Genomic DNA, 11,263 nt, shown 5'->3' with positions numbered 1-11,263 from the left:
CAGCTCCTATCAGGCTTCGTGCGCGTTGAACATGGACTTGGCGTAGATGATGCCCAGGCCGTAGGCGCCGCCAAACTTCTTGGCGATGCCGGTGGTCATTTCGTAGCTGTCGGTGCGCGCCCAGTCACGCTGCATTTCCAAGAGGTATTGCAGCGCGGTGATCGGCTGGCCGCCGGCTTGCACGATGCGTTCGATAGCGCGGTTGTGCGCTTCCACGGACACGTCGCCGCAAGCGTCGGTGATGACATAGACTTCAAAGCCCTGGTCCAGCGCCGACAGGGCCGGACCGACGATGCACACGCTGGTCCACAAGCCGGCCAGCACGATGCGCTTCTTGCCGATTTCGTTGACCTGCTTGATGACGGCGGCGTCTTCCCACGTGTTCATGGACGTGCGGTCCAGCAGGGCCTGGCCGGGGAACGGCGCGGTGACTTCGTCGAACATCGGGCCCGAAAAGCTTTTTTCCGCAACGGTGGTCAGGATGGTGGACGCCTTGAAACCGGCGGCGGCGTGCGCGACCAGTGCGGCGTTGTTGCGCAGCGTGATGGCGTCGATGGAATGGGTGGCGAACGCCATCTGCGACTGGAAGTCGATCATGATCAGCGTGTGGTCCTGCGGGGACAACAGCTTGGCGCCGGGTTTGGCGAAGGCGGTAACGGACATGGTGTGGCTCCTTGGGATGCCGTTTGAAAACCCCCGCAATGTGCCTGCGTTCCGTAGCGATGTATTGAACGATTGTCCGGCGCTTTGAAGATTGTGGCTGCCCACGGCCCTGCGTTCCGGCGTTCCGGCGTCCCGACTTCCCGACTTCCCGACTTCCCCGCGCCCCGGTGCGGGAGCCCTGTTGTGTGCGGAACAATTTTGCAATGGCTTGTAAAAAAGACCCGCGATGGCGCTGCGCCCATCGCACCGGTTTGGTGCCTGGCGCCGGATATCGGGCATGGCCGCGCGTCAAAGCGTGCGCCGGCGCCGCGTGCGGGGCGCGTTTCAAGGGCGTCGGGGCGCTGCGCGGGCGCGCGGAACGCGGCTTTCCCGCTGGCACACATGTTGCTTGGTCATTGCATGGTTATGGCTTTTTCATTGTTTTTGCATTGCTTTTTCGTCGCACGCACAGGGCATGCGCATGAGCTGTCCAAAGCTTGCGTATTGCTGATTTATTTCATCGGCTTGTTGCTACTATCGACCGTCGTGCCCCGCCGGTAAATAGCGAACGGGCAGGGTGCGCCGCCCGGACGTGACCAGCGTGACCGCAGTGTGGAGATTTTCATGAAGCATCTCATCAAGCACGTGACCCGCTACCGCTATGCCGCCCCGGTCAACTACACCATCCAGACGCTGCGGCTGACGCCCCGGCGCGACGACCATCAACATGCCTTGCGATGGCAGATCCAGACCCCGGGCGAAATTCAGCCGCAGGTGGACGCGTATGGCAACGTCACCCACACGCTGACGCTGCACCGCACCCATAGCGAAATCGAGATCCATGCCGTGGGGCAGGTCGACATCCATCCGCTGGCGCAGGGCCGCGTGGGCGATGAAGACGAACGCCTGCCCGTCTACATCTATGGCGTGCCCACCGCGCTGACCCAATGCGACGATTCCATCCGCGCGTTCTGCCGGCGTGTGGTGCCGCGCGGCGTGCAGAGCGCGGACGACGTGCTGATGCTTAGCGCCGCCATCCGCGAACACGTGGCGGTTCAACCCGGGCTGGGCGGCCCCGCCATGACCGCCCCGCAAGTGCTGGCCGCGCGGCGCGGCGGCAGCCAGGACCAGACCCATCTGCTGTTGGCGTGCGTGCGTGCCCTGGGCACGCCGGGCCGCTTTGTCAGCGGCTATTGGCACGAAGCCGGCGACGACGCCGCCAGCCACGGGTGGGCCGATGTCTGGCTGGCCGGGCACGGTTGGGTCAGCGTGGACGTGAGCCACGCCGCGTTTGCTTCCGACGGCCATTGCCGCCTGGCCGTTGGCCGCGACTACGAATCTGCCTCGCCCGTGCGCTGGCTGCACGGCGCGGCGGCCACGCTGTCGATGGACGTATCGGTGCAGGTGCAGGTGCAATCCAGCCACTGATTCCTTTGATCTTCCCTTTGCGCCCCCGCGTTTGCTCCCCGCGCCCCCATAATCCAAGACGGCCACCGCCGACCCGGAGAAGGCTTTGACGATCCACGTAGCGCTCAAGCACGTCACGCAATACAACTATGACCGTCTGGTCAGCCTTTCCGCCCAGGTGCTGCGCCTGCGGCCCGCGCCGCACAGCCGCACGCCCATCCTGTCGTACTCGCTGACGGTGGAGCCGGCCGAGCACTTCCTGAACTGGCAGCAGGACCCGTTCGCCAACTACCTGGCGCGGCTGAATTTTCCGAACAAAACGCGCGAATTCAAGATCACGGTGGACCTGGTCGCCGAGATGGCGGTCTACAACCCCTTTGACTTCTTTCTGGAACCCGACGCCGAGGAATTCCCCTTTACCTACGACGACGGGCTGGCGCGCGAACTGGCGCCGTACCTGATCCGCGACGAGGCCACGCCCCGGTTCGCGGAATTCTTGTCGCGCGTGGACAAGCGGCCGCAGCGCACCGTGGATTTCCTGGTGGGGTTGAACCAGCAGGTGCACAAAGAAATCAGCTACCTGATCCGCATGGAGCCCGGCGTGCAGACGCCGGAAGAAACGCTGGCGCGGGCGGCCGGATCGTGCCGCGATTCGGGTTGGCTGCTGGTGCAGGCGCTGCGCCACCTGGGGTTGGCGGCGCGTTTCGTGTCGGGCTACCTGATCCAGCTCAAGCCCGACGTGCGCTCGCTGGACGGCCCCAGCGGTGCGCAAACCGACTTTACGGATCTGCACGCGTGGTGCGAAGTCTATCTGCCGGGCGCCGGCTGGATCGGGCTGGACCCCACGTCCGGCCTGCTGGCGGGCGAAGGCCATATCCCGCTGGCCGCCACGCCTGAACCCGGCAGCGCCGCGCCGGTGACGGGCGCGGTCGACGAGGCCGAGGTGGAATTCACGCACACCATGTCGGTCACGCGGGTGTTTGAATCGCCGCGCGTCACCAAGCCGTATAGCGACGAGCAGTGGCGCGCCATCCTGGACCTGGGCGACAAGATCGATGACCGGCTGGACCACATGGACGTGCGCCTGACGATGGGGGGCGAGCCCACCTTCGTCTCGGTGTCCGACCGCGAAGGCGCGGAATGGAATACCGCCGCGCTGGGCCCCACCAAGCGCGGCTATGCGCTGGAACTCTTGAACCGCCTGCGCACGCGCTACGGCGGCAACGGCTTTGTGCACCTGGGGCAGGGCAAGTGGTATCCGGGCGAACAATTGCCGCGCTGGGCGCTATCGATCTATTGGCGCGCCGATGGCCAGCCATGCTGGGATGACCCCACGCTGTTTGCCGACGAACGCCAACGCAGCGCGTACACGGTGGCGGACGCCAAGCGCTTCGTCATGCGGCTGTGCGAGCGGCTTGAGGTGGACGCGCGCCACGTCGTGCCGGGGTATGAAGACGTCTTCTATTACCTGTGGCGCGAACGCCGGCTGCCTGCCAACGTGGACCCGTTCGATTCCCGGCTGGACGATGAAATGGAACGCGCGCGCCTGCGCCGCGTGTTCGAGCAGAAGCTGGACAGTATCGTCGGCTATGCGTTGCCGATCCAGGCGGGCGAGGGCGGGCCATGGGTGTCCGGCCCCTGGTTCTTGCGCGACGAACGCATGTACCTGTTTCCCGGCGATTCGCCGATGGGCCTGCGCCTGCCGCTGGACTCGCTGCCCTGGGCGGCCGAGGCCGATGCGCCGGTGCTGACGGAGCGCGACCCCTTCGATGCGCGTCGTTCGCTGCCGGGGCCGTCGCAGCTGCTGGCGCAGAGCCGGCGTATGGGGGCATCCGCAACGCCGGAAGCCCACCCGCCCGCCAAGTTCGAGTCCGCCGCCAACCTGACCCGCACCGCGATGTGCGTGGAAACGCGCAACGGCATCCTGTATGTGTTCATGCCGCCCTTGCCGCGCCTGGAAGATTACCTGGCGCTGGTGGCGCAGGTGGAAGGCACGGCGCGCGATCTGGGCGTGAAGATTGTGCTGGAAGGCTACCCGCCGCCGCGCGATCCCCGTCTGAAGGTGCTGGCGGTGACGCCCGACCCCGGCGTTATCGAAGTCAACATCCACCCGGCCGCCAATTGGGCCGAACTGGTCGACCACACGGAATTCCTGTACGAAACCGCCTTCGAGACCCGGCTGTCCACCGAAAAATTCATGGCCGACGGCCGCCACACCGGCACCGGCGGCGGCAACCACTTCGTGCTGGGCGGCGCCACGCCGGCCGATAGCCCCTTTCTGCGCCGCCCCGACGTGCTGGCCAGCCTGTTGGCGTATTGGGTCAACCATCCGTCTTTGTCGTACTTGTTTTCCGGGCTGTTCATCGGCCCCACCAGCCAGGCGCCGCGCATCGACGAGGCGCGCAACGACCAGGTTTACGAGCTGGAACTGGCGTTTCAGGAAATCCACCGGCGCTGCGCCGAACAGGGCGAGCAGGTGCCGCCCTGGATGATCGACCGCGCGCTGCGCAATATCCTGGTCGACGTGACCGGCAATACGCACCGCTCGGAATTCTGCATCGACAAGCTGTATTCGCCCGACAGCGCCACCGGCCGCCTGGGCCTGCTGGAACTGCGCGCCTTTGAAATGCCGCCGCATGCGCGCATGAGCCTGGCGCAGCAGCTGCTGCTGCGCGGCCTGGTGGCGCATTTCTGGAAAACGCCCTATACCGCGCGCCTGACGCGCTGGGGCACCGAGCTGCATGACCGCTTCCTGCTGCCCACCTTTGTGAAGATGGATTTCGAAGACGTGCTGGCGGATCTTAACGAGGCGGGTTACGGCTTTGACCCTGCCTGGTTCGCGCCGCATTTCGAGTTCCGCTTCCCGCTGTTCGGGGACGTGGCGGCGCGCGGCATCCATCTGGAACTGCGCGGCGCGCTGGAGCCCTGGCACGTGATGGGCGAAGAGGGCTCGTCCGCGGGCACGGTGCGCTACGTGGATTCGTCGTTGGAACGGGTGGAAATCCGGGTATCGGGCTTGAACGACAACCGCTATGTTGTCACGGTCAATGGCCGCGCGCTGCCCTTGCAGCCGACCGGCCGGGTAGGCGAGTACGTGGCGGGGGTGCGCTACAAGGCCTGGTCGCCGCCGTCGGCGCTGCATCCGACGATACCGGTGCATGTGCCCTTGACGGTGGACATTGTCGACACCTGGAATCAACGCTCATTGGGGGGCTGCAAATATCATGTCGCGCATCCGGGCGGGTTGAATCCGGAATCGTTCCCGGTCAATTCCTACGAGGCCGAGAGCCGGCGCCTGGCCCGGTTCGAGAAAATCGGGCACACGCCGGGCCGCATGGACGTGGCGCCGGCGCAAGTGGGCCGTGAATTTCCGTTCTCGCTGGATTTAAGGCACGATTGACCCCTTGTTGGAATTTGAACCCCGGCGCCCCCGTCGCCTCTTGAAGCCCCATGCCGCAATTTCTTTTTCAGACCGATCCGTCGCAGGATGTCGCATCCCTGGCGGTTCATGCGGCGCTGCCCGCGCGGCCTGGGCACTATGACGAACTGCGCGCGCCGCCCGATGCGTCGGGCGCGACGCAGCTGCGCGAACCGTGGCCCCAATTCTTCGAGCTCCTGGGCACCAGCGGCTTTGCCGACCTGGACCGGCGCGTGGACGGGGTGGCGCGGCAAATCCGCGAAAACGGCATCACCTACAACATCTACGCCGAAGCCAATGGGTCGGCGCGGCCGTGGTCGCTGGACCTGCTGCCCTTTGTCATCAACGACACCGACTGGGCGGCCATCGAACAGGGGGTGTGCCAGCGCGCCAGCCTGTTGAACCGCGTGCTGGCCGATGTCTACGGCCCGCAAACCCTGCTGGCCGACAAGCTGATTCCGCCCGCGCTGGTGTTCGGCCATCCCGGTTATCTGCGGCCCTTGCGCGGCTACCAGCCGCCGGGCGGCACTTATCTGCACATTGCCGCGTTCGACCTGGCGCGCGCCAGCGATGGCGGCTGGTGGGTGGTGTCGCAACGCACACAAGCGCCATCCGGGCTGGGCTATCTGCTGGAAAACCGGCTGACCATTTCGGGCATGTTCCCCGAGGCGTTCAAGCAGTTGCGCGTGCAGCATCTGGCCACCAGCTACCGGCGGCTGATGGACATGCTGTACAAGCTGAGCCCGGGCGGGCTGCCCGCGCACACGCCGCCGCGCATCGTGCTGCTGACCCCGGGGCCGTACAACGAAACCTATTTCGAACAGACCTACCTGGCGCGCTATCTGGGCGTGACGCTGGTCGAAGGCGGCGACCTTGTCGTGCGCGACAAGATGCTTTACCTGAAAACGCTGCACGGGCTGGAACGCGTGCACGCGGTGCTGCGCCGCCTGGACGACGATTTTTGCGACCCGCTTGAGCTGCGTTCCGATTCCACGCTGGGCGTGCCGGGGCTGTTGCAGGTGATGCGCGCCGGCAACGTGCTGGTGGCCAATTCGCTGGGCGCGAGCTTCCTGGAGTCGCCCGCGATCAACGGCTTTCTGCCCGCCATCAGCCGCCGCCTGTTCGATGCCGATCTGCTGTTGCCGTCGCTGCCCTCGTGGTGGTGCGGCGAGGCCGCCGCGCGCGAACAGGCGTTGGCGAACCTGCCGGGCATGGTCATCAAATCAACCTACCCCAGCAATATGCGGGGCGGCTTCGAGCCGGTCATCGGGCGCGCCGTGCCGCCGTCCGACACCGCCGCGCTGCATGCGCGCATCGCCGACAACCCCGACGCCTACACCGTCCAGGAATATCTGCCCCTGTCGCAGGCGCCCAGCTGGAGTTCGGGCCACATCGTGCCGCGCGCGGCGATGCTGCGCGTCTTCGTCATCGCCGATGGCGAGGGCGGCTGGAACGTCCTGCCCGGCGGCCTGACGCGCATCGCCAGCCGCGAACAGCAGATTGTGTCGATGCAGCGCGGCGGCAGCAGCATGGACACGTGGGTCACCACGCGCGGCGCGGTGGACACGTTTTCAATGCTGCCCGTTCAGCTGCGGCTGGAAGACATCGCCCCCGCGCATCGTCCCGTGTCCAGCCGCGCCGCCGAAAACCTGTTCTGGATGGGGCGCTACACCGAACGCGCGGAAAACGATGTGCGCCTGGCCACGGTGGCGCTGACCTGGCTGAACAGCGATGAAGACAATGCCGGCGAACTGTTTGCCGCCGTCGACACGCTGTGCCGGCGCAGCGGGCTGGTGCCTGCCGCGCCCACCTTGTCGGCACGCATGTTCGAGTCGACGCTGGTGGCCCAACTGGTCAGCGACGAGGCGCAGGGCGGGGTGGCGCGCAACTTGGGCGCGCTGGCGTTTGCCGCCGGCCAGATCCGTGACCGCCTGTCGCCCGAGCATTGGCGGCTGGTGGTGACGGCGCATGAATGGTTCATGCGCATGGCCTCGGCAGGCAGGGGGCGCGATACCGCCGCGCCGCTTTCTGCCCCCGTTTCTGCCGCCGTTTCTGCCCCCGTTTCTCCGTCCATCTCTGCGTCCATTTCCGCGCCGGACGTCCTGCGCGGCTTGCGCAGCCTGGGCATGCAGCTGTCGGCCATCACCGGCTCGCAAACCGACCGCATGACGCGCGACGACGGCTGGCGCCTGTTGACCATCGGCCGGCAGATCGAACGTCTGGCCGCCATGGCCGGTTTGCTGGGCGAGCTGTTCCGCCGCAACGCGGTGCTGGGCGATAGCGGCTTCAACATGCTGCTGGACCTGTTTGACAGCAAGATCACGTATCGCGCCTATTACCCGGGGCGCCAGGAAGTGCCCGCGCTGCTGAACCTGCTGGTGCAAGAGCCCGCCAACCCGCGTTCACTGGCCTGTGTGCTGAGCGTGCTGCGCAAAGAACTGGCGCGGCTGCCCGATACCGTCGCGGGGCCGGGCAAGGACCTGGTGAACCTGCTGCCGTCGGAAGGGGTGGGCGTATCGTTGGCGGACCTTTGCCTACAGACCCAGGGCCTGTACGCGGGCGTGCTGACCTTGTGCGGGCAGCTGGAACTGGCCGCCAGCAGCTTGTCCAACGAGATCAGCCTGCGATATTTCAGCCATGCGGCCGGCCATGACCAAACGCTTACCGCGTAACTTCCGAGGCATGCCGACATGAATGGGGTGACGCTGATCGTCGATCACGAAACCGCGTATCGCTACGATTCGCCGGTGGAACTGGCCCACCATCTGGGTTATCTGCGCCCGTTACACGACGCGTGGCAGGTGCTTGAGGCCTACGCGCTGGAGGTGACTCCCGTGCCGCCCGGCATCTCCGAGGCCGTGGACGGCTTTGGCAACACGCGCTGCACCTTTGCGCTGTACGCGCCGCACGAGGCACTGACGGTGCGCGCCACCAGCCGCGTCACCGTCCATCCGCGCTTTGACGCGCTGGACGCAACACAGGGTTTGCCGTGGGAAGCCGCGGCGCAGCGCCTTCGCTACGACCCGGCCTTGCCCTACGCGCCCGAAGTCGAATTCACCTTCGCTTCTCCCTATGTTCCGCTGCATGCCGAGCTTCGGGCATACGGCTTGCTGTCGTTCACCCCGGGCCGCCCGGTGGCCGAGGCGGCGATGGAGCTAATGCACCGTATCCACGCGGATTTCACCTACCGGCCCGCGCACACCCAGGTGTCCACGCCGGTACTTGACGCGTTCCAGGAACGTATCGGCGTCTGCCAGGATTTTGCGCACGTGATGATCGGCTGCCTGCGCGCCCTGGGCTTGCCGGCGCGTTACGTCAGTGGCTATCTGATGTCGCAACCGCCGCCCGGCAAACCGCGTCTGATCGGCGCCGACGCCTCGCACGCCTGGGTGTCGGTGCACTGCGCGGGGGTGGACATCAATGGGGGCTGGATCGATCTGGACCCCACCAACGACGTGGTGCCGGGCACGGCGCACGTGGTGCTGGCGTATGGCCGCGACTACGGCGACGTTACGCCGTTGCGTGGCGTGATCCGGGGCGGCGGCCATGAATTGAATGTGCGCGTAACCGTCGCGCCCATAGACGAGTTTCCGACAGGGACTGATGCATGAGCTATTTCTTCGACGCGATCAACCGCCAACTGCGCGCCCCGAAACGCCAGCGCGTGCGGCATGCGCGCGCGAAGGCTTTTCAGTGCGTGTGCGGACAGCCCGTTTTCTTTAGCAATACCGAATGCCTGAACTGCCACCGGCAATTGGGTTTTGACCCGAAGCGCGGCCACGTGATCGCGCTGGACGATGCCCCCGGCGGCATCCTGCGCGAATCGGGCAAGGTGCGCGGCAAGACGTACAAACGCTGCGGCAACTTCAGCCTGCCGGCGCTGTGCAACTGGCTGGTGCCCGCGCAGTCGCCCGACACGCTATGCCTGGCCTGTAACCTGAACCGCACCATCCCGGATCTTTCCGTACCGGAGAACGGCCCGCTGTGGTTCAAGGTGGAAGCCGCCAAGCGCCAGATGATCGCCCAGGTGATGACGCTGGGTTTGCCCATCCGGCGCTCGGTGGCGCCTGACGACGGCGGCCTGGCGTTCGACCTGCTGGCGCCCGTCGATGACGGCACCCCCTTGCTGACCGGCCACGCGCAGGGGCTCATCACCATCAACATCCGCGAGGCCGACGACGCCTACCGGGTGAAGGTGCGTGAAGACATGCACGAGCCGTACCGCACGCTGCTGGGCCATTTTCGCCACGAGATCGGCCATTACTACTGGGACCAGCTGATTGCACCCGGCCCCTGGCTGGAACCGTTCCGGCAGGTTTTCGGCGACGAACGCGCCGACTACGGCGAGGCCCTGCAACGCAACTACGAACAAGGCCCGCCCGCCGATTGGGAACTGCACTACATCAGCACTTACGCGTCGTGCCACCCATGGGAAGACTGGGCCGAAACCTGGGCGCATTACCTGCACATGATGGACACGCTGGATACCGCCATCAGCTTCGGCGTCACGCGCACCGCCGTCGAACAATCCTACGAGCCCTTCACCAAAGAAGCCCTGTACGACCCGGAAGACCCCGACGGCCAAGCGTTCCTGGACCTGGTCAACGCCTGGGTCGCCCTGACCGGCGTCCTGAACGAGCTGGCCCGCAGCATGGGCCAACGCGACTTCTACCCCTTCGTCCTGCCCGCAGACGTGATCGGCAAGCTTCAGTTCGTGCACCGGGTAGTGAAAGGAGCTTCGGCGGGGTGAGAGAGGCGGTGGGCGCGGAAAATAAGAGGCAAATGAAGCGGCAACTCAACCGGCAAAAAACATGGCCCGCCTGCTGGCTCTGGACTCCATGAAGGCCAAGATAAGCGCGGTCGTGCAGGTGGAAACCTCGCATGGCCGTTTGCGGAAAGAAGCCGCCTTGCCGATCTTGCTGCCCGCCCTGTATGGCGGGGTGGATGACGCTCCGTGACCGGACTGCACCAAGCGCTACGCCTGCCCGACTGGGTGTGCATGGCGTCCATGCCCGTTGCCCAGGCCGCGGCGCACCTGCTTGCCGCCGTGGGCGATGAGGCCTTGGCGTGGCGCCAGGCAACCGGGGCGATGAGCCCCGGGCGGCGCGCCGAGTTCGTGGCGGGTCGGGTGTGTGCGTGGCGGGCATTACTTGAGGCGAGGGCGAAGGAGGCGGGGGACAAGGAGGCAGGCGACAAGGACGCAGGGGACAAGGACGCGGGGGCGAAGGACGCGGGGGCGAAGGGCACAGCGGCGACGGTTCGCGGGCCGGTGTTGCCCGTGCACGAGCGGCTGCCGGTGTGGCCGGCGGGGTGGTTGGGCAGCATCAGCCATAGCGGGGCGTGGGCCGTTGCGGCGGTGGCTTCGGAAGCGCGGTGCCAGGCGCTGGGGCTGGACTTGCAGGATCTGATCGCCCCGCAAACCGTGGCCGACGTGCAGCCGCTGGTGGCGACCGAGCGCGAACTTGCCCGCATGGCGGCGCAGTGGGATCGCCCCCATGCGCTGACCTTATTGTTTTCCGCCAAGGAAGCGCTGTACAAGGCGCTGTATCCGCGCCTGCGCAGATTCCAGGATTTCGATGCCGCCGAATTGACGGCAATAAGCGCAAGCAGGGCCGAAGTGACGCTGACCCTGACCCGCGATTGGGATGACGTCGCTTGGCGGGCCGGGCAGGCGTTAAGCGTACGCTACGCGTGGGTGGCCGAAGGGGTGCTGACGGCCTGCTGCGTGGCGGCGGGTAGGACGGCGGCGGGTGGGGCCGGAGCGGGCGGCTGAGCGCCCGCGGCTCCATTCTGCCG

At 66.3% G+C, this 11,263-nt stretch carries 8 protein-coding genes; 7 read left to right on the top strand and 1 reads right to left on the bottom strand.

The features are described 5' to 3' along the window. Positions 1-9: 9 nt before the first annotated feature. Complete coding sequence (locus AC6LJY_RS17970) at positions 10-663, bottom strand: hydrolase (RefSeq protein ID WP_046807072.1); 654 nt, start codon at positions 661-663, stop codon at positions 10-12. Between the two features lie 603 nt (positions 664-1,266). Here AC6LJY_RS17970 and AC6LJY_RS17965 point away from each other — a divergent pair. The 7 genes from AC6LJY_RS17965 (at position 1,267) to AC6LJY_RS17935 (ending at position 11,240) form a co-directional block, all read left to right on the top strand. Then, positions 1,267-2,070 carry a transglutaminase family protein gene (locus AC6LJY_RS17965; RefSeq protein ID WP_498136479.1) on the top strand — a complete coding sequence of 268 codons (804 nt, stop codon included), beginning with the start codon at positions 1,267-1,269 and terminating at the stop codon, positions 2,068-2,070. Positions 2,071-2,155: 85 nt separating this feature from the next. Continuing rightward, a complete protein-coding gene (locus AC6LJY_RS17960) occupies positions 2,156-5,449 on the top strand; it encodes a transglutaminase family protein (RefSeq protein ID WP_498136478.1) in 3,294 nt (1,097 codons plus the stop codon). A gap of 50 nt (positions 5,450-5,499) precedes the next feature. Further along, a complete protein-coding gene (locus AC6LJY_RS17955; RefSeq protein ID WP_498136477.1) occupies positions 5,500-8,139 on the top strand; it encodes a circularly permuted type 2 ATP-grasp protein in 2,640 nt (879 codons plus the stop codon). 18 nt (positions 8,140-8,157) lie between these two features. After that, positions 8,158-9,078, top strand: a complete 921-nt coding sequence (locus AC6LJY_RS17950; RefSeq protein ID WP_498136476.1) for a transglutaminase family protein — start codon at positions 8,158-8,160, stop codon at positions 9,076-9,078. Further along, positions 9,075-10,217 (top strand): zinc-binding metallopeptidase family protein, encoded by a 1,143-nt coding sequence (locus tag AC6LJY_RS17945; protein ID WP_046807077.1) that lies wholly within the window; start codon positions 9,075-9,077, stop codon positions 10,215-10,217. Before AC6LJY_RS17950 ends, AC6LJY_RS17945 begins: the two co-directional genes overlap by 4 nt. Positions 10,218-10,278: 61 nt before the next feature. Next, positions 10,279-10,425, top strand: a complete 147-nt coding sequence (locus AC6LJY_RS17940; protein WP_498136475.1) for a hypothetical protein — start codon at positions 10,279-10,281, stop codon at positions 10,423-10,425. Then, the gene (locus tag AC6LJY_RS17935) at positions 10,422-11,240 is read left to right on the top strand and encodes a 4'-phosphopantetheinyl transferase family protein (protein ID WP_498136474.1); all 819 of its coding nucleotides are present in this window, start codon (positions 10,422-10,424) and stop codon (positions 11,238-11,240) included. Before AC6LJY_RS17940 ends, AC6LJY_RS17935 begins: the two co-directional genes overlap by 4 nt. The last annotated feature ends 23 nt before the right edge of the window (positions 11,241-11,263 follow it).

Source organism: Achromobacter sp. RT286_PF, assembly GCF_059760425.1.
This window is presented reverse-complemented; position numbering and strand designations above follow the sequence as displayed.